Below are 25030 nucleotides of genomic sequence, written 5' to 3'. Positions count from 1 at the left end.
CCATATGCTTCTGGAAATTCCGCCCAAGATGAGTGTATCGGGGTTTATGGGGTACCTGAAGGGAAAGAGCAGCCTAATGCTTTATGAGCAGTTTGGGGATTTGAAGTTTAAATACCGCAACAGGGAGTTTTGGTGCCGAGGGTATTACGTTGATACGGTTGGGAAAAACACGGCCAGGATACAGGAATACATAAAGCACCAACTGGAAGAGGATAAAATGGGTGAGCAGCTCTCGATCCCATATCCGGGCAGCCCGTTTACGGGCAGTAAGTAATCCATAGATGCAAATGTCAGATCGCGATGCGCCTGTTAGGGCGCGGCTGGTAACAGAGCCTTATAGGCGCATATGAAAAACCTCCGGCTATGCCGGAGGATATTTATTAATCCACTCTGGGTAAACCGATATGCAGAGTGAATGAAGGGAGCTCTGGACTAGTTAACGAAGACCTTTTTCACTTTTCCGGATAAAAGAAAATAGGATATCCAGACCAGACTGAATACCCCTGATTTGAATAGTGAGACTATATCTTCAATTTCTGGAGGTATATTGAGGAGGTCGCTCACCCAGATAATGTCAACAACATCGTAGGCAAGGGAAGCTATTAACATGATTATAAAAAACCTGGGTGCGTTTTTCTTTTTAGTGAAAAATACTTTCAACGTATAACATGACAGGGCAAACAACAGAAGGGTACCTATAATTTCGAAAGTCACGCCGAAATACTCTGAAGTAAATTCAAATGTATACTCTGGGAGTATAATTAGTGATAAAGGATTACATAAAGAGATAAAAATAATCAAAGGGTACAAGATGACATTTATTGCCGGTATGTAAAGAAGTCCGTTGATTTTTGAAAGAGATTTATTTTCACAGGTATTGCAATACTTAGTATGGTATGTGACGGGTTCGTTACATAACTTACATATTTTAGCATCCATTTTTCATCCTTGATTTTCCTAATTGTCACGTCAATATATTGGGAGGGAACTAATCGCAAATCTTATCATTCCATGATTCAACCTTTGTATCTGGGTTTGTAAGGTCTTTAATGTTAATTGAGTAATTTCCAACGATCAAATCATAATCATGATTTGGTTTGGGAATAAAAGAAGCTGAAAAAATTTTTTGATAAGTGCCGTAGGTGTGTACTTCGTCATAATAGTGTACAACTGACAACCGTTGTCCTGGTTGAATGCTATACTCTTTCATGGTTAATCCGCCAATATCAGTAGACGGCTTCATTCCAGGTATTTTTTTACCGGTAGTCGTCGGAAGTCCAATGAGTGTAATAGCTGACGTCAGGCGTTTTTCTGATGTCTTTTTATAGCAATTTCCGACTTTATTATAAACTCTGAAAGTTGTCACGCCGGAATCTTCAACCCTGATATGTGCCGCATCGGAACCGGTATATTCATCGGGTTCCGGGTTTAGATTAAAGGTACAACCTGAAAGCAAGACAGCAAACGGCACTAAGTATTTTGCATGAAGCATGATGTTTTATATCCTTATAAATAGATTTTGTGGGTGTTGAATTTTATTTTTTTGATGCCGCAGATACGCGGAAAAATCCTCAACTGCAACGTACTGTTGTAATTAGCTCTGAGGTTTTTTTACATTTATTAAATACTACTGTCTTATTGTTTTAACCTATTTCCCGACGTATATGCCTTAGCCATTCTCCAGAAGAAGGCCATTAATATGGATAATAATAACAATCAAATTTGTTAAGTAGTATATCCTGTAGTTCAGCATCCGGCAGCGAAAGCATTAACAGATAATCTATTTCGGACTGAGTTCTCAACTGCTCTTCAATAGTTTTCATTTGCTTTATAATGTGCTAAAGTTTCATTCACATTTCCAAATAATACCACATAATCTTGGTTGAAGTAACACCTTAATAGGTAAGATAAAGAAGTGTGCTTTTCTTTAATAATTATGGTTGTCAATATCCTGTAGTGATAAATTCTTCATAAGAAATCAATGGGTTTATTCTAATCATAATGAATGTTGTCTAAGCCAAATGTATTTTATATGTAACTTAGGTCAGCTTTCTTCCCTGCGTCCATACCAAGGTCCAGTATCTAATCCTACCTGTCGGAATAATAAAGTAATAACTTTCATTATTTTCGAATATTGGTAGCCAGTTTTCAGGTAAACCTTGGGTTCTCGCATCATTTAGAACTTGTTCTAACCCGCCAGAATATTTTTTATCTTTTTCATTCAACCAAACCTTGACATTAACCCTCATAGAAACGCCTTTCTCGCCACGTGAAATTATTTTTTACTCATTATCTAACTGAGATACGGAAAAACATTGTTTTTTTCAGTGTTGCAATCTGTATGCATGAAGTTTTTGTAACTCATTATCCGCCCCTTCAATAATTCCGACATAGTGCTCATATGACCTTATTAATTCCAAGTAACCACATATTGAATTAATTCCAAATGAATCGTACAGCTCGCAGTAACCTTCTGCTTTTTCTGTAATGACACACCCCCAATCACCCGGTAATGTATCATCTAATATTTCAAATAAATTTGAAGGTGCCCATAAAGGGTAGCTACCTTCTTCGTAGATCAAAAAGTCTGTACGGGTTGAATAAAACATAAGGCCATAAACATTATATTCCACTCCACTTTTTAAAGGTGTGAACAAGGTTTCTTCGTTTTCACCCATAACTCTTGCCTTACTGGGCAAGTCTCTACCTGATATGGATATACATAAAACTAGCATTTTATTATCACCTATTTGAATTTAAAATCATCAATCTGACCTGTTTCAGTATTACGTACATAATGGACTTCGACATTATTAATGTTTTGCGCCATTTTTACCCAGCCTTCTTCTTTAGGCCAGCGTTTATCTGTCCGTAGTGGTCGGTGTCCTGTAAACTCTCAATGGTCAGGTTGTGGCCGATGTCGGCGGTGATTTGTTCACCGGACACCTGCGCGCCTTTGATATTCAGGCCGTTACCGGCGCTGATGTTGAGGTTCCCGCCTGCGCCCACTTCCGAGTTAGTCCAGGTGGTGCCGTCGCCGTGATTTTTGCCAGCGGCGGCGTTGACGTCGGCGAAGACGCTGATCCCCGCCTTGTCATTACTGACGCCAAAACTGATGCCGATATCGCCACCGGCGCTGGAGTTTTTACCGGTGTTTTTTTGGGTGTTATCCGCAGCCAGCAGATGTTTGTTTTATTTTGTTAAAGAACGATGTGCTGAGCTAGCTGCCCATTATGGTGATGGAGGACCTGAGCGTGCTTTCTTCACGAGTCGAGGTTAAAATCGCGATAACCATTTTTTAAATTGCATTAACACAAAATCATACGCATCACTTTCATCAGTGAAGGAAGCAAGCATAGAAGGCCTATCAGACACCCAAAGATCCGCTTCTCTGATAACACAGTTACAATCACTGTTTCTCAATGCTCCCAAGGAGTAACTATTCTTATTTACACCTAAAATATGCAATTGTGTTACAAGTTCATCAACCTTCATTTGTCCATATTTTTCATATAGTTATTGTCTAATTGCTATTGTACTGAGTTAGGTGGTTCATATTGAGTCCCTGTGCCTTTTTATCCAAACCACGGCAAAATCTTTGATCTAGGGGCATCGGGTATTGGCTTAACAATTTCGTATTGGAAATATGGTTTGGTTGTTTCATAAGATGGCGGTAATGCCCGATTCTCGAATGAAACACCAACAGGTGATAGCCTCGAAGAATTTAGTTTTTTATAAAGATATTTTATTGATTTTTAATATGTCTTTTTTTAATTCATCGTTAATCTCGGAGGGGTCTAGCTTATTTATAAGCTGCTTTATTTGGGTGAAGATAATTTTTTGGTCTTTCAAATCGTCTTCTTTTATCGTCGACAAAGCAGCTATAAGTTCACCATCATAATATTCTCCAGCCAAAGGATCTTCTGCCAGAATATTCAAAACCCTCGGCATCAACTGATCAACACACACTTTTTGACGAATGGCACGACAAAGATCTTCTACTGCCAGTTCTTCTATGGGTAGATCAACAACTCGCTCGAACCATACTTCGAGTGGGGATCGTTGGTTCGATTCCTTCACTATTTTGATGTTTCCCAACAATTTACGGAGAGTAATCATATTCCATGTCCTTTCAAGGCCGATTCTATTTTATTTATGGCATCAGTTGCCCTGCCATACGCTGCCTGAGCTTCGGGGTTATTCACATTTTTCAACGTATCAGCATGGTTTCTTAGACCCCTGAGAGTATTTTGCATTTCCTGCATATGATCCCAATATCCACCAGTTTCTTTAGGTACCGGATTGCCATCCATGTCTTTAAGAGTTCCTGTTATATCATGGTCTTTCAGAGCATTTTTTATAGTGTTATCAATTTTCTTAATAGAACTTTCTTGCTTCTGATTAAGCTTTTCTACAGGTTTTTCATCTTGATGTTTAGGATCATTTTCTGGAGGGGGGGGCGTTCCAGAACCTGTACCACCCAGTTCGGCTTTATCGGCATCCGACAGATTCTTACCTGCATTCGGCTGGCTTTCTGATTCTGAGTCATCACTCGTCATGCCAGCGGCGATCCCAAGACCTATTGCAGCACCTGTTACGCCCGCCATTATATTATTACCCGATCCGCCACAAGCTCCCATCAACATCGGGTTTCCTTTCGGACACGAATCAGCACTCAGCGCATTATTCTCAACCTCATTCTTCCCAGCCTTACCTCCAGCAATCGCCGAGTTAACGTCGCCGCCAACCACGCCGCCTGCGATCCCTGAAGCTAATGTCGCCAGAGCCACAACGCCTTGTTTTTCTTCCTCGGTCAGGTCTTTGATGTCTTTGCCCGGATAGAGCTGGTCGGCGATGTATTTTGCACCTGCGGCGGAAAGCCCCGCGCCTGCCGCCCCGGCTGCCGCATTTCCGCCCTGCATTTCGGCGACGATGGCGCCGGCGAGGGCGTGGCTGATGATGCGTTCGGCACCTTCGGCGGTGTTGTTTTTGATGAACTCGGCCATGTACGGCGCGGCGGCTCCGGCGACRGCGGAACTCCAGTCGCCGCCCGTCAGGCCCTGTATGGCGGCGGTGATGGCCTGAATCGCCTGCTGTTTGTTGCTGCCGGTGCCGTATTCRTTCATCGCYGTTTTATAGGCGTCGGTGTTTKCCAGCGTTTYGTTRTAKSYRTCCCACTYRYYCTGCKYYGCGCCTTYKWYCGGCRTCGGCGGCARTTTGCCTTCTTTTGCCAGCTGCTCTTTGGCGGCTTCCTGCGCGGCGATTTTGCCTTCGGTGCGCACGATGTCCGCGACCTGCGAGCCGATCTGCGCGATGGCGCGGTTYTCGTCGATGCGCTGCTGTTCTTTTGCGGCGTCGAAAATCGGGGCGAGGGTGCTGTGYGCGTTGTCGGTGTYGCGGTTTAAGCTGGCGACGTCCTGTTTTTGTGCGTCCTGATCGCGGATAACAATCGTGCCACCGGCGATGGCGGAGCCGGTRGTGCTGGAGGCGRAACCGTCGCCGTTCAGCCCGGCGAGCATGGCGTTGRCCATGTTGCCCATGAACTGTGACGCTGAGTTGCCGCCTGAACTCATGCTGATACTGCTGCTGTCGACGCTGTAGCTGGCYTCGTTGTGGATGTCGTTCCAGCCGAGCGTGCCGGTGTCGAGRMGGTTTTYGTCGGCGCTGGCACCGGAGGCAATGACGCCGCCGTTGAGCTGGGTGTGATTGCCGGTGGTGATGTCGAACCCGCCGTTGCCCGCGAACATACCGCTCTGRTCGGTGACGCTGGCGTAGTCCGAGTTCATTTTGTCCTGCGACAGGCTGATGTAGCCGCTGCCRCCGCCGCCGCCCCAGGTGAAGCTGCCGCCCGCGGCGGCGCTTTGCTGCTTCGAGTCGTAGTGGTCGGTGTCCTGCAAACTCTCAATGGTCAGGTTGTGGCCGATGTCGGCGGTGATTTGTTCACCGGACACCTGCGCGCCTTTGATGTTCAGGTCGTTACCGGCGCTGATGTTGAGGTTCCCGCCTGCGCCCACTTCCGAGTTAGTCCAGGTGGTGCCGTCGCCGTGGTTTTTGCCTGCGGCGGCGTTGACGTCGGCGAAGACGCTGAATCCGGCTTTGTCATTACTGACGCCAAAACTGATGCCGATATCGCCACCGGCGCTGGAGTTTTTACCGGTGGTTTTTTGGGTGTTATCCGCAGCCAGCAGGTTGATGTCGTCGGTGGCGAACAGGTTCAGGTCGCCGTCGGCTTTGACTTTACTGCCGGTCACGTTGAGGTCGCCGTCTCGCGCTTCGATCGTGGCGTTGCCGCCTGCCATCACCGTGGAACCGGTGGCGGCGTGCTGATCGGTGATCTGCTCGGAGCGGCTTTCCTGATGGCTGATGGAGGCGGCAATGCCGATAAAGCTGTTATTGCCGCCGTTGTTGCCGTCGAGTTGCGTACCCTGATACGCCTGATAACCGTTCAGCGCGGCTTTGATGCCGTCGAGTGCTGCCATGCGTCCGCTGTCATCATCACTGGCGCTTTGGGCGGCGGTGTAGCCGCTGTTTACGGCGCCACCGGCGGTACCCGCGAGGGTAATGTTCAGGCCGGTCGTTTTTTGCTCGAAGGTCTCTTTGCGGTGAAGCGCGTCCTGACCGGGGTCGATCTGCACGTTTTTGCCGCTGATCAGCATGTCTTGGCTGGCGATAATGTCTGAACCGCTGACGTGGACATTGTTGCCCGCCATCATCGTGACGTCGCCGCCAAGGCTGCCGACGGAGCTGGCGCTCTGGCTTTGCGTGGTGCCTTCTTCGTTGACGCGGTGGCTGGTTTCAGTGGTGCCGATGGTGAATCCCAGCCCGCCGCCGCTGAACAGGCCGCTCTTTTTCTTCTCATCGAGACGATAGGACGACTGCTCTTCGGTGGACGCCAGAATGTTGATGTCGTTACCCGCCAGCAGGCTGACGTTGTGGTCACCGATAATGCCCGAGCCGTTAACGTTGAGGTCATGGCCTGCGGTCATCGAAACGTTGTCGCCGCCGAGTTCCGAGCCTTTCTCGTGCGTGGCGTAATCCTCGCGCACCGTATGCGTGGTGGTTTTGGAGAACATTCCGCCCGAGGTTTTGGTCTGTTCGAAGAAGGAATAATCGCTTTCGGTGACGCTGTTCAGGGTGATGTCGCGCCCGGCGGTGACCGCCAGATTGCCCGTGGCATCGACCTGTGCGCCGTTAAAGGTCGCGTCCTGGCCCGCCTGAATACGGGTGTTTCCGCCGCTGCTCAGTCCGGTGCTTTGCTGGCGAATCGTCTCTTCGACCTGCTGCTTTTTGTTGCCGTGCGATTCGCTGTAACTGCTGATTTCTTCTGCGTTGAGATTGATATCGCGACCGGCGGCCAGCGTGGCGTCTTCCCCGGCTTTCAGGCTGGCTGCCTGAGAATTGAGGTCACGCCCCGCGACCAGCGCTAAATCGCCGCCCGCAGTAATCGTGGTGTTATCCACCAGATCGAGACGCTGTTCTGTCTTGTTGGTTTTGCTGTGTGCGTTCTGTTCCTGCGATTGCAGGTTGATGTCATTCGCGGCTTTGAGCGCCGCGTCGCCCTCTGCGGTGACCTGACTGGCACTAATATTCAGGTCATGACCGGCCTGCATCGCGAGATCGCCGCCGGAGGAAATCTGGCTGGCCTGCGTGTCGCTGTTTACGGTCAGCGTATTTTTACCGCGTGAACTGTGCTGTTCGAGGTCACGGGTTTCAGGCGCGGTGATATTGATATTGCCCAGCGCCTGCAGGGTGAGATCGCCGCCTGAAGTGAGGTTTGCCCCGGTGATATCGATGTTTTTACCGGCGTACATCGTCAACGAGTCGCCTGCGGATATTGAGGCAATATCGCCGATGTCGGTGTGCGAGAAGGCAAGGCTGTCGCGACCGGATTTTCCGCTAATGCTCCACTGGTCGGTCAGCGTCTGGTTAATGATGCTGCCGTCGTAGCTGATAAGCTGTACGCCCTGACCGCTGAGACCTGAGCCGATGTTGCTGATATCGCCCGTCGCAAACAGGCTGAGATCGCCACCGGCTTTCATCAGGCCTGCGTCGAGGTTGTCAATCGTGCTCTGGCTGGAGACGTAAAGGCCGCTGTTGGCCTGCAGGGTTGAACCGCTGTTGGTGATGCTGCCACCGGCCAGCCCGACGTTGTTCCCGGCGATAACGCTGCCGCTGGCTGGCGCGACATCTTTCGGAGAAAGATACAGTCTTGGCACCAGCACGTTCTGGCCGTTTACGACGGCGTTTTCCCACCACAGGATACTTTTATCCAGCGAGGTGATTTGGTCGCGGGTCAGTGCGACGCCAAATGCCAGCCCGAGGGATTGCTGTGCGCTGGCGGCGTTGTCCATCAGGTATTGCATCTGCGCCAGATCGGATCCGAAACCGCTGATATAGCGGCTGCCGGTGGCGTTGATTAATGCGTTGCTGACGTAACGGGTATCGAAAGCCGCATCGCCCAGGAAACGGTAATCGTAGTCCGGATGCAGGTTGAGGCGGTCGAGGAAATACGCCGAGCCGATAAAGCTGTTTTCATCGGTGTACTGGCGTCCCGTCTCGCGCGGGACAACCGGCGCCGTCATGCCCTGCATGGCATAGATTTCGTTGAACAGGCTGTTATCGAGTTGCCCGAGTCCGTCCAGTTTCGGGTTGGTGACGATCAGATACGGGCTTTTCGGATCGGCATTAATGACGAAATAACCGTTGTTGCTGGTCGGCAGCGGGTAATCACCAGTACTGAGCGCCGTGCCGCCGCCCAGTGCCTGAATTGCATCGGCAACGTGGTCGCGCCACTGCGGAGAATTGATATCCGAGCCGGAGGTCTGCGGTAAATCCTGTGCTTTTTCACCGGCAAATTCCGTCGGTGCGCTGAGGGTGCTGAGCGCCGGAGCCACCAGATTATGGCTGATGCTGCCCGCGCTGGCGGTGGTGGTGGTGTTGCTGATGTCGCTGGAGAAATTAGCCATCAGATTGCCACCGGCCTGAATGACGGCACGGTAGGAATATCCGCCGTTGCTCGTTTCATAAACCGGTGCGCCGGAAAGATCAAAACGCACTGTGCCGGAAGAGGCGAACTGATTACCGTATTCCGAGGCGGAAATTCCCTCACGGCAGCCTGAAGTTTTTGTGCACGTATAGGAATAAGTCTGGTACTTCGAAACCGTGCCGGTCTCGAGAGAGTTGTTGTTCAGCTGGCCGCCGCTCAGCGAAATGTTACCGCCCGCAAGAATATCGCTGGCGTTGTTATCCAGCACGCTGGCCTGAACTGTAAGATCCCTGCCTGCCGCAATTCTGCCTGCGCTGCCATCAGCGTGGGCGGTGACCGATTCGTCACTGACTAATACTTTCTGGTCGGCCAGAGACGGGCTGACCACAACGTAGTACCGGGTTGTGCAGTGGTCGTTCACGCCGCCGCCGCACAGCGTTTCCTTATCAAAACTCAGGGAATCCGGGTCGAGATCCCGCCATAACACATCGATATAAGCCTGATCCCCGGAAACATAGTCGTGGGTTTCTTTGGAGAAACTCAGCCCGTCCCGCTCATTAAGCAGATGCCCGGTATAAATACTGATATCACCGCGAGTGGTCTCGATATTGCCAGAACGGTTAACCACTTCGGTATTCGCATTGCCGCGGGCATCTTTCATCATCCACAGGCTGTTGCCCGCCAGAATGTCGCCTTTCAGGTTGCGGATGGCGTCCGCGAGCAGCGTCATGTCGCTGGCGGAATAGAGCAGGGCGCTGTTGGTCAGTGTGCTGGCGGCGCTGAGCAGCAGGTCGCCGGTGGTGCCGATAAAGCCGCTGTTGGTGATGTCGCTGCGGCTTGTCAGGCTGACGTCGCCACCCGATTGCAGGCTGCCGTTATTGGCCTGAGTGATGCTGCCCGCATTTACCGTAAACGCGCCGTTGCCGCCGGTCAGAATGCCCCGATTGCTGAACATCCCGCTACTGCTCAGGGCAACACTTTGCCCCTGCAATGTACCGTTTTGCGTGAAATCGCCTTCCGTGCTGACGGAAAGTTTATTTCCCGCCGCCAGCGTGCCGTTCTGAGCCAGCGCATCCAGCAAGGTGAGGGTGATATTGCCCAGCGCGACGATCTGACCGGACTGGGTCAGGGCGCGACTGTTAAGCGTGATGTCACCGGCGCTGAACAGTTTGGCTGCGGCGCCGTTGCTGAGATTTTGCGACTGAATATTCAGGCTTTGTGTGGCGAATAGTGTGCCCTGATTATCGATAACGGACTGATTCAGCGATAAATTCCCGGCCTGAACGGAGCCGGTGTTCGTCAGGTTCCCGCCGGTAAAGAGTGATTTTCCCTGAGCAATAAGGGTGCCGCTGTTGGTCAGTGTGCCCGCGACATTGAGGTTCTGGCTGTCGCCTTGCAGCCATCCGCTGTTGAGAAATTGCGGGGCGCTGAGGGTGAGTACTCCGCCGGACAGCAGGCGTCCGAGGTTATTCCCGCTTTCGGACAGGTTGAACGTAGCGTCCGTTGTGCCTTGCGCGATACCTGCGTTCGTGAAGCTGGCTGCGCTCAGGTTCAGTGAGCCGTCACTGAGCATCAGGCCGCTGGCGCGGTTATCCGCCAGACCGGAAAGCACCAGACTGGCAGTTTCGCGGGCCTGAAGCGTGCCGTCGTTGGCGAGCGTACCGGCGTGCAGCGCAAGTGCGCGGGTCTGCAATTCCCCGGCGTTATCCACGGTTGCGGCATCAATGCGGGTCAGCCCGTTGCTTTGCATTTTGCCGGACGCCTGTTGCGTCAGGTTACTTTGCAGGGTGGCGGTCAGGCTGTCGACGCCGGTGATTTCGCCGCTGTTCGTTAATGTTCCGGCGGTAAGCGTCAGGTTTCTGGCGATCCATTGCCCCTGATTACCCGCCGATAACGCCTGAATAGCCGCCGCGCCGTTCGCGATCAGTTTGCCGCTTGTGCTGTTGATGAAGGCATTGGCGAGACTGAACGTCAGCGCATCAGCGCTTTGTACGGTGCCGGTATTGGTGAAATCCTGCGCATTGAGCAGAACGTTTGATCCCTGCCAGATGCCGTCGTTGCTGACGTTTCTGGCCGTCACGGACAGCGAGCCCTGCGACAAAACTGAGCCCTGCGCGGTGTTATTCAGATCCTGTAACAGGTTCATGGCCAGGGTTTTCAGCCCGATCAGCGTGCCGCTATTGGTCACCGCGTCGCTGCGGATATCCAGCGCGCTGGCCTGTACGCTGCCCTGATTGCTGAACGTGTTACCGGTCAGGGTGACGCTGTCGCCCTGAACAATACCTTCATTGCTGAGCTGGCTGGCGTTTAGCGCCAGCGACTGGCCGCTGAGCAGGCGTCCGCTGCTCCGGTTACTGAGCGTCGTGGCGCTGATCGCCAGACCGCCGGTTCCCTGAATTGTGCCGGTATTCTCGAGGCGCTCCGTGCTCAGAATAAAATCATCCGCCAGTACCAGACCGGCGTTGGTGAACTGCGGCAGCGTCAGTTTCAGCAGGCCGCCGCTGACAATCTGCCCGTGGCTCAGGTTGCTGATCGTGCCGGTATCAAATTGCAGCGCGCGGTTGCCCTGCAATATGCCGTTATTGATGAGGTTTTTCGCCGTCAGATGGATGTCATCGGCCACCACGTTGCCGTCGTTGCTGATCTGTTGCGCGTTCAGGGTGACGCTGTGTCCGGCGGTCTGGCCGCTGTGCGTTAACGTCGCGGTGTGAACCGTAATATCGCCTTTGGCGGCCTGCGTGCCCTGTAAATCCGCCGATTGGGTTGCGGTCAGAGACAAGTCTTTTTGCGCCTGCAACTGCGCGGTTTTACCGGTGATAACGCGGTTGTCAGCGCTGAGCGTCAGTGAGCCCAGTGCGGCGAGTTGTCCGTCGATTTGCGCGTCAGTCAGGGTCAGGGCGATGTCGCCGTCACTGGTGAGTAAGCTGCCGTTAGCGCTGGTAAAAAGGTCGCCATTGAGTGAAACGTGCTGGCCGCCTTTTGCCATCCCCGCGAGTGCGAGCGAACCGGTGTTGAGAATAAGATTACGGCCTGCAAGCAGTTGCCCGGTGTTTGCCACCGTCAGCGCATTGCCGGAAAACGTCAGATCCTGCTGTGCGCTGAGAATTCCGCCGAGCTGCACATCCCTCGCATTGAGCGCCAGAGAGCCACCCGCCAGCGTTTGTCCGCCGTTATTGAAGGTGTCGAGATTCAGGGCCAGATCGCTTTGCGCCTGCACACTTCCCTGATTGTTAAACGTCGTTCCGCTCAGGGTTACGCTGCGGTTGGCGGCGATCTTGCCCTGATTCATCAGCGTCGGGCTGGTAATACGGACATCCTGCCCGGCGGTGAGCTGACCTTTCCAGTCGGTGTTTTTACTCTGCGCCAGCTCGACGTCGCGCTGTGCATCAATTTTCGTTGCGGCATCGGTGGTCAGTTCGCTACTGGCAAGGCGCACGTTCTGGCCCGCTGTCATCTGCGCGCCGTTCGCCACTAACTTGCCGCCGCTGGTGAGGGTAAGATTTTCGTTGCTGGCAATCGTGGCGTTTTGCAGCTGAACGTCGCCTCGTCCGGTGAGCGCCACCGACTGTGCCTTATGGCTGCCGCTGAGCTGGATTTCCTGTGCGGTGGCGGTGAGGTTGCCCGCCGCGGCGCTGTTGCTGAGCGTCAGTTTTCCGCTGGCATCCAGCTGCATATCGCCTTCGCGGGCGTTGATATTATTGAGATTGACGCCTACGCCCGTTTCGCTGGAAACCAGCCGGATGCGGTTGGCGTACATTCCGCCGAGCGCGCCGGTATCGATGGCGACGTGCGGGGCATTGCCCTGACCGGCAACCGGCGTGACGTTACCGCGCGCATCGACGCGGTTGGCCCCGGCGATCACGGTCAGATCCCGGGCGCTGAGTTTGGCGTTAATTTCCGTGGCGCGGGAAATCAGCGAGAAATAGCCGGTCTGGCTGGCGTCCAGCCCTTTGCCTTCGACGGTGATTGCGCCCTGCGTGACGTCAAGGGACTGAAGGTTGCCGTCGGCACCCATAACCGGTTTGCCGGTGGTCAGCGTGGCATTGGGCGTATTAATAAATCCGCAGCCGTTACAGGTGATCCCGTACGGGTTGGCGACCATCACGCTGGCGCTTTTGCCCGCGACTTCCATGTAGCCGTTGAGCTGTGAGCGGTTGGCCGAGGTGACTTCGTTGATGATGGCTTTGGCTTCGTTACCGGCTTTCAGGTTGGGGTTGTTCTGAATCAAACCGCCGAGCTGGCTTTGGGCCAGGCGGTCCGTGCTGTTATTAAGAATTAACCCTTCGCTGCCCACGTTGAAATTCTGGTACTGGTTGTGCGAAACGCCCGCCTGATTAGGCGTGGCGATGTTAACAACCGGCACGCCGTTGGCGGCCTGATCGACCTGCGTCGCCCCGGTTGCCGCCTGTATACCAGCGGCCAGCGCGGGCATTACAGGCTGGAAAACAAGCAGCGAACTGAGCGCATAAGTGGTCAGGCGACGCCACGCAGAAACGGGCGGTAACGTAGAGTTTTTCACGGTCGATATCCTTATCGGGGTTACAGCACGAAGTTCAGGCGGTAATAAACGGCAACGCGGTCAGGGGCTAAATCACCCGGATAACGCAGGGGCCAGCCGACGGTAAACTGGCTGGAAAAATAACGTGCGCTGCTGTTCAGCCCGACCGCGCCACCCCACAGCGTGCCCGCTGCGTTGACGTCGTGGTTGTCGTGATGCAGGTAGCCGCCGTCAATGGCGGCCACGGCGGTGATTTGCCCGAACAGCGGCGCGGTGAACAGCGCGGTATTGAGTTCATTGCGCCAGTAACCGCCGTTATCGCCGGACAGGTATTGTTCTTTGAAGCCGCGCACCGAGCTTTCGCCGCCAATCGTCAGACGTTCGCTGCCGTACAGACGGTCGCCGGTCCACTGGCCGTAGGCGCTGGAAAGAAAGGTGATTTTCTGACTGACCGGCCGGTAGAAACTGCCGGAAACCGACCATTTGGAGAATTCTGCTTTGGGCGCATCCGCAGGTTTATGCTGATCGTTTTCCGCCCCTAACCACGGCACGCCGCGCGAGAAGGTCGGGTTGAGCGTCGACAGGCCGCCGAACACTTTCTGGCTGTGATTAATCCCGACATTCACGTTGCTGAGTTTGCGGCTGCTGCTGGCAAGCGGTGCATCATTAAGATAATTGCGCGCCATGTTGTTGCTGATGCCCAGCGAAACGCCGGTTTTGATATCGCTGTTACGGAACAAAACGCGGGAAAGATTCACCCGGTGCGTTTGCGAATCGCCGGAAGAGCGCCAGCCAAAGCCGCGCGAACTGACCGTGCTGAGATAATCGCTGTAGCTGTAACTGTAATTGAGCAGCCAGTAGCCGTAAGGCACGCTCATTCCCGCCTGCACGCTGCGGGCATCGTGAGAGCTGGAAAAATCACTGCTGCGCGCACCGCTGACAAGCCATTGATCCGCCAGACCTAATACATTGCTGGCCGTCAGAGAGCCGTTCATCTGGCCGGTTCCGGTACTTTTCTGGCCGCTGTTATCAAACCCTGCACCGGCAGTGATCGGGAACTCCGGCGTTGCCGTCAGATTCACCACGGAAAAGCCCGGCTGCTCCGCCGGTAAAATTTCAATCTGCACCGGGTTTTGCCGCAGCCGGTTGATTTGTTCCATTCCCTGTTCAATGTCGCGCAGATTAAGAATTTTGCCTTTCAGGCCGGGAAACGCCATGGCCAGCATACGGTCATTGCGATGATCTAACTGAATATCCTGAAGCTTTCCTTCCATCACCCGGATATTTAATTGCCCCTGCGAGAGATCTTGCTCCGGCAGGTAGGCGCGGCTGGTGATATAACCCTTCCTGATATACTCATCAGATATTTCCTGCACCAGTTGGGTAATATTCTTAATGCCTAAACACTTTCCAATAAACGGCGCGGTCAGCGCATCTTTTTTACGCGCAGGCAAATGTCCCGCCCCGGAAACGGTAATAGTAGAAACGGTAAAACAGTGAGCGTCGTTCAGTTCTGCGGGTTTTTGTACGGGCGCGGAGAGCGGTTGGCCACGTTCGAGATCTTCACGTTGTAGCTGTTCCTGCTGGAGCCGCCCGCGTTGTTGCTGCTCAATCGAATCTCTGTCCGCCGGGCTGAGCGGAGCGGCATGCACAGAAAATCCGGCAAAAACTATTGCCAGAAATGAGAACTTAACATTCACTGTAAATATCCTTATTTACGAATCTATTATTTTAAATTATGAAATCAGATAAACTTAATCGCTTTATATCAGGAAGCGATTAATTGTTCAAAGTTGTTTCTGAAAAAACGCCTAAAAAAGTTTCTGACCGGAAAAATCTTATTTACGGTTCGGATTTTATTTAATGAACGATATTTTAATATTGATAAGCCAATTAAATAAGTTACCAGCATGAGCTATTCCGAAATAAGGTAACGACTTTTCCGCACCGGCAGAACCGGCCTCTTTTGCTTTCAATCCTTTCCAAATCAACGCAAAATCTGTCTTCTTGAGCGGCGACAATAAGGGATGCGGGCGTGAATTCAGGTTTGATGGTGTTACACGGAAATCACTCAGAGGCGCTGAGGGATATTCTGGTGTCGTGGATGGCGGCGCATCCGTTGTCTCCGCTGGAAAACGAAGTGATTCTGGTGCAAAGCAACGGGATTAATCAGTGGCTGAAACTGGCGCTGGCGCGCGATGTGTCCGAAGGCGGCTGCGGGATTGCGGCGGCGCTGGATATCAAATTACCGGCGCGCTTTTTCTGGCAGGTTTACCGCGCGGTGCTGGGTAAAGATCAGGTGCCGGATTCCTCGCCGTTTGACCGCCCGCTGCTGACCTGGCGGCTGATCCGCCTGTTGCCGGAATTACTGCCTGAACCGGTTTTTGCTCCGCTGGCGCGTTTCTTAAAAGACGACGGCGATATGCGTAAGCTGCATCAGCTGGCGCAGCGTCTGGCGGATTTGTTCGATCAGTATCAGGTTTACCGCGCCGACTGGCTGGAAGACTGGGGCAACGGGCTGGACGTGCTGCGCACCAGCCGCAAAGGCAGCGAGCCGTTGCCGGAAAACCTGCTGTGGCAGCCGCAATTGTGGCGCGCTTTGCTGGCCGATGTGCCTGAAAGCGAACGGGGGACCAGCCGCGCCGCGCTGCATCAGCGTTTTCTGCAACATGCCCAAACCATTCCTGAAGACGAGCGTCCGGCCGGTTTGCCTGCGCGCCTGATTGTCTTCGGGATCTCTTCGCTGCCGCAACAATCCTTAGAAGTTCTGGCCGTGCTGGGCCGCTGGACGCACATTTTTATGTGTGTGCATAACCCGTGCGAGCACGACTGGAGCGATATTATTGCCGATAAAGATCTGTTGCGTGCCGAACGTGCGCGTCAGCGGCGTAAACCGGGTATGCCGCAGGTGATTGCCGAAGGCGATTTACATCAGCATGCACATCCGCTGCTGGCAGCGTGGGGCAAACAGGGGCGCGATTACATCGGCCTGCTCAATGAATATGACAACCACGAATCCTACGCTTCCACGCTCGCGCCGGTGATCCCGCGCATTGACCTGTTCACCTCCAACGGCGAAGACACTTTATTGCATCAGTTGCAGGAAGATATTCTGCAACTGCGGCCGCTGGCGGAAACGCAGGAAAAATGGCCGGAGATTGATGCGCTGAATGACGAATCCCTGCGTTTCTCGATTACGCACAGTGCCCAGCGGGAAGTGGAAGTGTTGCACGACCGTCTGCTGGCCGCGCTGGCCGCCGATCCGACCCTGAAAGCGCGCGATATTATCGTGATGGTGCCGGATATTAATGGCTATGCGCCGCACATTCAGGCGGTGTTTGGCCTGATGGAGCGCAGCGATCCGCGCTATATCCCGTTCACCGTGGCCGATCAGGGGCCGCGTCAGAATAACCCGCTGCTTGGTGCGCTCGAAAGCCTGCTGACGTTGCCGCAGTCGCGTTTTGCCGTCAGCGATTTACTGGATTTACTGGATGTGCCGTCGGTGCGTCAGCGTTTTGGCATCGGCGAAGAACAGTTGCCGCTGCTGCACCGCTGGATTAGCGCCGCCAACGTGCGCTGGGGGCTGCATGCGGAACAGCGTCAGAGTCTCGAACTGCCGTTATCGCCGGAACAAAACAGCTGGTTCTTCGGCCTGCAACGAATGCTGCTCGGTTACGCCGTCGGCAGCGGTGACGCCTGGCAGGGCATTGAACCGCTGGATGAAATCGGCGGGCTGGAAGCCGCGCTGATTGGCCCGCTGTCGCATCTCTTAAATTGCCTTGATGAAACCTGGCGTCAGCTGTGCGAGCCCGCGTCTCCGCCCGTCTGGGGCGAACGTTTGCAGGCGTTGCTGAGCGGTTATTTTGCCGAAGATGACGGCGATGACGGCTTTATTTTAGTGCGTCTGCATACCGAGCTGGAAACCTGGCTTGAAGCCTGTGAAAGCGTCGATCTTCAGGCCGGGCTGCCGCTGTCTGTCGTGCGCGAACACTGGCTGGCGCAGTTCGACCAGTCCGGCCTGACGCAGCCGTTCTTTGGCGGTGCCGTCACGTTTGCCACGCTGATGCCGATGCGCGCCATTCCGTTCCGCCACGTTTACCTGCTCGGGATGAACGACGGCGATTACCCGCGCAACCGCGTGCCGATGGATTTCGACCTGATGGGGCGTGATTACCGGCCGGGCGACCGTTCGCGCCGTGAAGATGACCGCTATCTGTTCCTAGAAGCATTGCTGTCGGCGCGCGAACGCCTGCATATCAGCTGGGTCGGGCGCAGCATTCACGATAATACCGAACGGCCGCCGTCGGTGCTGGTGGCGCAACTGCGCGACCATCTGGCAGCGGGCTGGAAAGCGCAAAACGACGGCGATCTGATTCATGCACTCACCGCCGAACATCGCCTGCAACCGTTTAACCGCGATTACTTCAGCATGGGCAGCGAGCTTTTCAGCTACGCCCACGAATGGCGTGCCGGAATGGACGCGGATATCAGCGCTGATGCCCCGCAGCCATTGCCGCCGGTGGAGCAGGAAGGGGCGCTTACGCTGCGTCAGCTGGCAGATTTTCTGACCGATCCGGTGCGCAGTTTCTTCCGCCAGCGGCTGAATATTTACTTCGAACTGGAAGATGCGGGCAGCGAAGATCAGGAGCCGTTTGATATTAATGCGCTGGAAAACTGGCGTTTGCAGGATGAACTGATCCGCGCGCAGAAATGGGCGCTGGAAGCCGGAGAGTCGCGTCAGGATATTCTGCGTCAGCAGCTTGAACGCATCGAACGGCGCGGTGAACTGGCTCCGGGCGAATTTGCCGCCGTGCTGAGTGAAGATCTCGCCGAGCCGATGGAAACGCTGTTCGCCAGTTATCAGAGCGTGCTTGATGAATGGCCGCAGACGCTGGCGAATGAAGCGCTGAGCGCTGAAACCGCAGGCGTGATTGTCTCGGACTGGCTCGGTGATTTACGTGCGAACGCCAGCGGGGATCGCGCCCGCGTGGTGCTGGAAAGCATCGGCATCATCAAAGACCGCAATTACCGCCTTGACCGTTTGCTTCCTTACTGGGTTGCGCATCTGGCCGGACACCTCGGCGGACAGCCGATGCACAGCATTATTATCAGTAAAAACGGCACGGCAGAATTACCGCCGCTGGAGATTGCCGACGCGCAGGCGCTCTGGCAGCAACTGATCGAAACCTGGCAACAGGGACAATTAAGGCCGTTGCCGCTGGCGGTCAAAACGGCTTTTGTCTGGCTGAAAAAAGACGGCACCGCGCAAAGTCCGCCGGACAGCGATGCCGGGCTTGCGGCCCGCGACGCCTATGAAAATCACGATCCCGCCAATATGAAATTTGGTGAACGCGACAGCAACCCGTATCTGGCGCGCGCATGGCCGGATTTCGCCACCCTGTGGTCCGGCGGCGAATTCGCCGAACTGGCGGATAAACTGCTGGCACCGCTGAAAAATCATCTTTCCCGCAGCAGCAAAAAAGGAGCGAAAGAATGAAGGAACGCATTTTTCCCTCTGCGCTGAATGTACTGAATTTCCCGCTGACCGGCAGCCGCCTGATTGAGGCCAGCGCCGGGACGGGTAAAACCTTCACCATCGCCGCGCTGTATGTGCGGCTGGTGCTCGGCCACGGTGGCGGGAACGCGTTCGGCCGCCCGCTGACGCCGCCGGAAATTCTGGTGGTGACGTTTACGGATGCCGCCACCAAAGAGCTGCGCGACAGGATCCGCGAACGCTTGTCCAGAGCGGCGGCGTGCTTTCTGGAGGATCCGGACCAACCGTCGGCAGGCGACGAATTTTTGCTGAACCTGCGTGCGGAATATCCGCCGGAAGAGTGGGCGGGATGCGCGCGTAAGCTGCAACTGGCGGCGGAATGGATGGATGAATCAGCGGTCTCCACCATTCACGGCTGGTGTAACCGCATGCTCGGTGAACACGCTTTTGACAGCGACAGCCTGTTTACCCAGACGCTGGAAACTGACCAGACCGAACTGCTGATGAACGTGGTGCGCGATTACTGGCGCAGCTTCTATTTTTCCCTGCCGGAACCTGACATCAGGACGCTGCGCGCGTGGTGGCGTTCGCCGGAAGACCTGCACAAGAATGTCTCTCCGCTGCTGGAATACGCTGAAATGCTGGGTACCGACGAAACCCCCGCTGTCATTTTTGAGACGGTGAATCAGCAAAAAGCCGCAGAGCTGAGCGAGCTGAAAGCGGGCTGGCCGGAATGGACCAAGGAACTGCGCACCCTCCTCGAAGGTGCGGTGGCGGCAAAAGTCGTGAACGGCCGGAAAATTCAGGCGCGGTATTTTAATCCGTGGCTGGAGAAACTTTATGCCTGGGCGACCAGCGATGAGCTCATTCCTGAGCTGAACACCGGCTGGGGGCGCCTGACGCCAGACGGTCTGGCTGAATGCTGGACGCAGGGCGAACCGCCCGCGCATCCGGCGCTGACGGCAATGGAAACGCTGAAAGCGCGTCTGGAAACGTTGCCCGATGCCCGCAGCGGCCTGCTGCAACATGCCTGCCGCTGGATTGAAAACCGTTTTGACGTCGAACAGAAAAAACGGGCGCAGATGGGCTTCAACGATTTGCTGACCCGCCTGGCCGCCGCGCTGCGCAGCGATAACGGCGAACGGCTGGCGGAGATTATCCGCACGCAATTCCCGGTGGCGATGATCGACGAATTTCAGGATACCGATCCGCTGCAATACCGGATTTTCGACACCGTTTACCGCGTGGCCGAAAACGCGCCGGAGCAGGGGCTGATCCTGATCGGCGACCCGAAACAGGCAATTTATGCCTTCCGCGGTGCCGACATTTATACCTATCTGCGCGCCCGCCGCGACACCGGGGGGCGTCACTACACGCTGGCGACTAACTTCCGTTCTACCCGTGCGATGGTGGCATCGGTGAACAGCGTCTTTTCGCTGGCCGAAGACCGTACTGCCGGAGAAGGTGCATTCCTGTTCCGCCGTGGCGATGAAAATCAGGTGCCGTTCCTGCCGGTGGAGGCTCAGGGACGCAAAGAAACCTGGGAGATTGACGGTAAAGAAGCCGCGGCCATGACGTTGTGGTATCCGGAAAATCAGACCGATGCGCTGCCGAAAACGCAATACGCCCAGCTGATGGCCGAAGGCTGCGCGACGGAAATTGTCCGTCTGCTGCGCCTCGGGCAGCAGGGCGCGGCCGGTTTCAGCCAGCCGGAAAAACCGTTTAAACCGGTCGCGCCGGGAGACATTGCCGTGCTGGTGAATACCGGACGGGAAGCGGCGGCGATCCGCACGGCTCTGACCAAACGCGGCGTGCGCAGTGTGTACCTTTCTGACAAAGAATCCATTTTTCAAAGTGCGCAGGCAGGGGAATTGCAGTTCTGGCTGGCGGCCTGCGCCGCGCCGGAAAACGACCGTCTTCTGCGCGCCGCGCTGGGCACGCCTTCACTGCATTTAAGCTGGGAAGCGCTGGACCGCCTGAATCAGGATGAAAACGAGTGGGAACGCTACGTTCAGCAGTTCCAACAACTGCGTCTGTGCTGGCGCAAGCAGGGCATTTTGCCGATGCTGCGGCGTCTGATGTGGGAGTTTGACGTACCGCGTCATCTGCTCGCGCACGGCGATGAACGGGCGCTGACTGATTTGCTGCACCTTTCCGAATTGCTGCAACAGGCCAGCGTGCAGCTTGATGGCGAACACGCACTGATCCGCTGGCTGGCGGAGCAGTGTCAGGATGAAAATCAGGGCGGCGATGCGCGTAAGTTGCGTCTGGAAAGTGACGCGGCGCTGGTGAAAGTGGTTACCGTGCATAAATCCAAAGGGCTGGAATATCCGCTGGTGTTCCTGCCGTTTGCCTGCGCATTCCGCGCGGTGAAAAAACAGGATTCGCCGCTGAAATGGCATACGCCGGAAGGTGAACTTGAAATCGCGCTGAGCGCCACGGAAGAGCAGCGCGAGCTGGCAGACCGCGAACGTCTGGGCGAAGATCTGCGTAAATTCTACGTGGCGCTGACCCGCTCGCAGTTTTCGCTGTGGCTCGGCATGGCGCCGCTGAAAGAGTTTGAGAAAAGCGCACCAGGCTATCTTTTCCAAGGCGGTGAACCGGTTGAGGCTGAAGAGCTGCCCGCCAGTTTGCAGGCGCTGGAGACGGAAAATATTCAGGCGTGGCCACTGCCGGTGCCGGTCGGCGTGGTGTACCGCAGCGAGCAGGCGTTGCCGGAGCTCGGGCCGCGTCCGCCGTTGCGCACGCACAAAGGCCCGCGCTGGTGGGTATCGAGTTTTTCCGGCCTGCAAATCGCCCCGGCCGGTACTTATATCGTGCCGGAAGCGCTGAACCGTGAACCGCCGGTTGAAATCGAAAGTGCCGCGCAGGACAGCTATTTAGAAGATAAGAAGTCGGAGAACAAAGAGCCTGCCGACGGGCTTTTGCAGCCGATGACCGGTGAGAATTTATATGCTTTCCCGCGCGGGCCTGCGCCGGGTAATTTCCTGCACGGTTTGCTGGAATGGGCGGGCGATGAAGGTTTTGCCGCACTGGCGGAAAACCCGGAGCGAATCGCCGATCAGGTGGCGCGGCGCTGTAATACGCGTGGCTGGGAACAGTGGATTGTTCCGCTGACCGGCTGGCTGACCTCGTTGCTGACACAGCCGCTGGCGTTGCCGGGCGGAGAGAGTTTCACGCTGGCCGCACTGCCGCCCTATCAGGTGGAAATGGAGTTCTGGTTCTCACTGTCGCAGGTGTCCACGCGGCGTCTTGATACTGTCGTTCAGCACTTCACACTTGATTGCGCAGAGCGCGCACCGCTGCTGGCGGAAGAACTTAACGGCATGCTGAAAGGCTTTATCGATCTGGTGTTTGAGCACAACGGGCGTTATTACGTGCTGGATTACAAATCTAACTGGCTTGGCGATGACGCCACCGGTTATGACCAGACGGCCATGACGCAGTCGATGCGGGATCACCGTTACGATTTGCAGTTCACGCTCTATCTTTTTGCGCTGCATCGCTTGCTGAAATCCCGTTTGCCGGATTACGACTACGATCGCCATATCGGCGGCGCGGTGTATTTATTCCTGCGCGGCAGCCACGCGCCGGGCAACGGGGTCTGCGTCCAGCGTCCGGATAAAGCATTAATGGAAGAACTCGACGTTCTTTTCAGCCGCACTGAGGAACGCGCATGAAAATCAACAGCCGTGAAGATATTTTAAAACTGCTGGCCAGCTGGGTGGAGTGCGGCTGGCTGCGCGAACTGGATCGCGCGCTGGTGACGTTTCTGGCAAAAGAAGCGCCGGATGCACACCCGCTTTTATTACTGGCGACGGCGCTGACCAGCTACCAGCTGGGGCGCGGCCATGTGTGTCTGGATTTGCAGGCCACGCTGGCGGACAGCGCTTTTTCGCTCTCGCTTCCGCCCGATGGCGATCACTCCGATGGCGCGATTTCCCGTCCGTCGGCGGTGCTTGACGATCTGAGTCTGGAAGCGTGGATGGCGGCGCTGGTGAACCCGCAGCTGGTGGGCAGCGGCGACGGCAACTCGCCGCTGGTGCTCGCCGGACATCGTCTGTATCTGCGGCGTTACTGGCAGTACGAGCAGAATGTGCGTGAGGCCGTTGAACAGCGTCTGAGCCGCACGCAACTGAATGCGCTGCCCGCTGAATCGCTGCGCGCGTCACTCGATGCCCTGTTCCCGCAGGCCGGAAATGCAGGGCAGGTGAACTGGCAGAAACTGGCGTGCGGGCTGGCGGCGGGGAGTGCGTTCAGCATTATTACTGGCGGCCCCGGCACCGGGAAAACCACCACGGTGGTGCGTCTGCTGGCGTTATTGCAGGCGCTGGCGCTGGAAGAAAACGGCCAGCCGCTGCGTATCCGGCTGGCGGCGCCGACCGGTAAAGCGGCGGCGCGTCTGAACGAATCGGTGGCCGGCGCGGTTTCCCGGTTAGATCTGCACGCGCTGAACAACGGCGATGTGGTGCGCGACAGTATTAATACCGACGTGGTGACGCTTCACCGTCTGCTCGGCAGCCGACCGGATACCCGGCATTTCCGGCATCATGCGGGCAATCCGCTGATGCTCGACGTGCTGGTGGTGGACGAAGCGTCGATGGTCGATCTGGAAATGATGGCCGCGCTGCTGGCCGCACTGCCGCAGAACGCGCGGCTGATCCTGCTCGGCGATAAAGATCAACTGGCCTCGGTGGAAGCCGGTGCGCTGCTCAGCGAGTTATGTCAGCGTGCCACCGGCGGGCATTATCTGCCGCAAACCCGCGACTGGCTGCAAAGCGTGATGGGGGAAAAAATCCCGGATGCGCTGGTCGACCCGGCGGGAACGGCGATGGATCAGGCAGTGGTGATGCTGCGCCACAGCTACCGTTTTGATGCACAAAGCGGCATCGGACAGCTGGCGGAAGCGGTCAACGACGGCGACGTTAAAGCGCTGAAACAGGTCTGGAAACAGGGTTATGCCGATCTGGCTCAGCTTACGCTTAATGCGGATGACGATACCGAACTGCGCGACTGGGTAATTAACGGAGCGGCGGGGCGGTTTCCGGCTGCACAAAGCCGCAAAGGCGTCGAGCCGCCGGTGGGTTACCGCCATTATCTGAACGTGATGACCCATGAACGTCCGGCCGATGATGCGCCGCCGGAAGCATTCAGCGCCTGGGCGGCGAAAGTGCTGCTGGCGTACAGTCAGTTTCAGTTGTTGTGCGCTTTGCGTGGCGGACGCTGGGGTGTGGAAGGGCTGAACCTGCGGATCGCGGAAATTCTGTATAAAGACGGGCTGCTGAAAGCGTCGGTCGGCTGGTTCCCGGGGCGTCCGGTGCTGGTGACGCGCAATGATTACAGCCAGCGGCTGATGAACGGCGATATCGGTATCACGCTCGAAATACCTCACCGGCTGGCGGACGGTTCCGTGGTGCCGGTGCTGCGCGTGGCATTTCTGACTGGCGACGGCACTCAGGACATCCGCTGGGTGATGCCTGGGCGCTTACAGGCGGTCGAAACGGTGTTTGCCATGACGGTGCATAAATCGCAGGGCTCTGAATTTACCCATACGGCGCTGCTGCTGCCAGACAATCTCAGCCCGATCCTGACCCGCGAGCTGATTTACACCGGTATTACCCGTGCGCGTCACTGGTTCAGTCTGGGATGTGTGGGGGGAATTAACGCGGTGCTGCCGGAAGCCGTTCAGCGCAGGGTGCTGCGCGCCAGCGGGCTGATTAATTAAAACTCGTACTCGTGCATTTTTGCCGCTTTGCGCAGCGGGCGGGCTTTCGGGCCCGCGACTTTCGTGGCTTTGTGCGGATCGCCCGCAACAAACTCCAGCGTCGGCGAGTAGTAAAAAGGCAGCCAGCCGCCGTAGCCATTCTCCCACTCCCAGCGAACAGGGCAGGGCCACAGAATGTCTTCGAACATAATGTAATAGGTCCATCGCCCGTGAGGACGACGCGGTTTGCGGTTATTCATAAGCAGACGGTCAGGCTCTTAAACATCACGGGGGATATTTTCGCCTGCACGGCATCAGGTTTCAAGCCCGCTGGCCGATTTGTTGCTT

General features: G+C 55.4%; 13 protein-coding genes and 1 pseudogene. 4 read left to right on the top strand and 10 right to left on the bottom strand.

All coding sequences use genetic code 11. The features are described from left to right. Positions 1 to 274, top strand: a pseudogene (tnpA, locus tag KWG64_RS04020) (IS200/IS605-like element IS1541A family transposase); the annotation flags it as partial. 158 nt (positions 275 to 432) lie between these two features. On the opposite strand, the gene KWG64_RS25860 reads toward tnpA, so the two are convergent. The 9 genes from KWG64_RS25860 to KWG64_RS03970 form a co-directional block, all read right to left on the bottom strand. Then, the gene (locus tag KWG64_RS25860) at positions 433 to 939 is read right to left on the bottom strand and encodes a DUF2569 domain-containing protein (RefSeq protein ID WP_218520973.1); all 507 of its coding nucleotides are present in this window, start codon (positions 937 to 939) and stop codon (positions 433 to 435) included. Between the two features lie 49 nt (positions 940 to 988). Continuing rightward, positions 989 to 1492 carry a hypothetical protein gene (locus KWG64_RS04010; protein ID WP_218520972.1) on the bottom strand — a complete coding sequence of 168 codons (504 nt, stop codon included), beginning with the start codon at positions 1490 to 1492 and terminating at the stop codon, positions 989 to 991. A gap of 547 nt (positions 1493 to 2039) precedes the next feature. Beyond that, positions 2040 to 2249 (bottom strand): SMI1/KNR4 family protein, encoded by a 210-nt coding sequence (locus KWG64_RS04000; protein WP_218520971.1) that lies wholly within the window; start codon positions 2247 to 2249, stop codon positions 2040 to 2042. 75 nt (positions 2250 to 2324) lie between these two features. Further along, positions 2325 to 2678 (bottom strand): hypothetical protein, encoded by a 354-nt coding sequence (locus tag KWG64_RS03995; protein ID WP_218520970.1) that lies wholly within the window; start codon positions 2676 to 2678, stop codon positions 2325 to 2327. A gap of 154 nt (positions 2679 to 2832) precedes the next feature. Next, complete coding sequence (locus KWG64_RS25855) at positions 2833 to 3123, bottom strand: hemagglutinin repeat-containing protein (RefSeq protein ID WP_370628599.1); 291 nt, start codon at positions 3121 to 3123, stop codon at positions 2833 to 2835. Positions 3124 to 3575: 452 nt separating this feature from the next. Further along, positions 3576 to 3749, bottom strand: a complete 174-nt coding sequence (locus tag KWG64_RS25850) for a glycohydrolase toxin TNT-related protein (RefSeq protein WP_218520997.1) — start codon at positions 3747 to 3749, stop codon at positions 3576 to 3578. Continuing rightward, on the bottom strand, positions 3733 to 4119 hold the full coding sequence (locus tag KWG64_RS03980; RefSeq protein WP_218520969.1) for a contact-dependent growth inhibition system immunity protein: 387 nt from the start codon (positions 4117 to 4119) through the stop codon (positions 3733 to 3735). Before KWG64_RS03980 ends, KWG64_RS25850 begins: the two co-directional genes overlap by 17 nt. Further along, the gene (locus tag KWG64_RS03975) at positions 4116 to 13505 is read right to left on the bottom strand and encodes a hemagglutinin repeat-containing protein (RefSeq protein ID WP_218520968.1); all 9390 of its coding nucleotides are present in this window, start codon (positions 13503 to 13505) and stop codon (positions 4116 to 4118) included. The genes KWG64_RS03980 and KWG64_RS03975 overlap by 4 nt, the downstream gene beginning before the upstream one ends. 20 nt (positions 13506 to 13525) lie before the next feature. Beyond that, complete coding sequence (locus KWG64_RS03970; protein WP_218520967.1) at positions 13526 to 15184, bottom strand: ShlB/FhaC/HecB family hemolysin secretion/activation protein; 1659 nt, start codon at positions 15182 to 15184, stop codon at positions 13526 to 13528. Between the two features lie 350 nt (positions 15185 to 15534). Here KWG64_RS03970 and recC point away from each other — a divergent pair, with 350 nt between their 5' ends. The 3 genes from recC to recD are packed head-to-tail and all read left to right on the top strand — an operon-like array spanning position 15535 to position 24703. Further along, complete coding sequence (gene recC / locus KWG64_RS03965) at positions 15535 to 18981, top strand: exodeoxyribonuclease V subunit gamma (RefSeq protein WP_218520996.1); 3447 nt, start codon at positions 15535 to 15537, stop codon at positions 18979 to 18981. Beyond that, the gene (recB, locus tag KWG64_RS03960; protein WP_218520966.1) at positions 18978 to 22658 is read left to right on the top strand and encodes an exodeoxyribonuclease V subunit beta; all 3681 of its coding nucleotides are present in this window, start codon (positions 18978 to 18980) and stop codon (positions 22656 to 22658) included. Before recC ends, recB begins: the two co-directional genes overlap by 4 nt. Beyond that, positions 22655 to 24703: an exodeoxyribonuclease V subunit alpha gene (gene recD / locus KWG64_RS03955; RefSeq protein ID WP_218520965.1), complete on the top strand. Its 2049-nt coding sequence runs from the start codon at positions 22655 to 22657 to the stop codon at positions 24701 to 24703. The genes recB and recD overlap by 4 nt, the downstream gene beginning before the upstream one ends. Here recD and KWG64_RS03950 read toward each other — a convergent pair. Further along, positions 24700 to 24942: a hypothetical protein gene (locus KWG64_RS03950; protein ID WP_195815472.1), complete on the bottom strand. Its 243-nt coding sequence runs from the start codon at positions 24940 to 24942 to the stop codon at positions 24700 to 24702. The genes recD and KWG64_RS03950 overlap by 4 nt on opposite strands. Positions 24943 to 25030: the final 88 nt, after the last annotated feature.

Origin of the sequence: Rahnella sp. PD12R, from assembly GCF_019200965.1 — a bacterium.
GTDB classification, from domain to species: Bacteria; Pseudomonadota; Gammaproteobacteria; order Enterobacterales; family Enterobacteriaceae; genus Rahnella; species Rahnella laticis.
This window is presented reverse-complemented; position numbering and strand designations above follow the sequence as displayed.

What these genes read in the sequence shown, in the direction of transcription:
- recB (WP_218520966.1), top strand. Translation starts at nt 18,978, where the DNA reads ATGAAGGAACGCATTTTTCCCTCTGCGCTGAATGTACTGAATTTCCCG.
- KWG64_RS03980 (WP_218520969.1), bottom strand. Translation starts at nt 4,119, where the DNA reads ATGATTACTCTCCGTAAATTGTTGGGAAACATCAAAATAGTGAAGGAA.
- KWG64_RS04010 (WP_218520972.1), bottom strand. Translation starts at nt 1,492, where the DNA reads ATGCTTCATGCAAAATACTTAGTGCCGTTTGCTGTCTTGCTTTCAGGT.
- KWG64_RS04000 (WP_218520971.1), bottom strand. Translation starts at nt 2,249, where the DNA reads ATGAGGGTTAATGTCAAGGTTTGGTTGAATGAAAAAGATAAAAAATAT.
- KWG64_RS03995 (WP_218520970.1), bottom strand. Translation starts at nt 2,678, where the DNA reads ATGGGTGAAAACGAAGAAACCTTGTTCACACCTTTAAAAAGTGGAGTG.
- recD (WP_218520965.1), top strand. Translation starts at nt 22,655, where the DNA reads ATGAAAATCAACAGCCGTGAAGATATTTTAAAACTGCTGGCCAGCTGG.
- KWG64_RS03950 (WP_195815472.1), bottom strand. Translation starts at nt 24,942, where the DNA reads ATGAATAACCGCAAACCGCGTCGTCCTCACGGGCGATGGACCTATTAC.
- recC (WP_218520996.1), top strand. Translation starts at nt 15,535, where the DNA reads ATGGTGTTACACGGAAATCACTCAGAGGCGCTGAGGGATATTCTGGTG.
- KWG64_RS25860 (WP_218520973.1), bottom strand. Translation starts at nt 939, where the DNA reads ATGGATGCTAAAATATGTAAGTTATGTAACGAACCCGTCACATACCAT.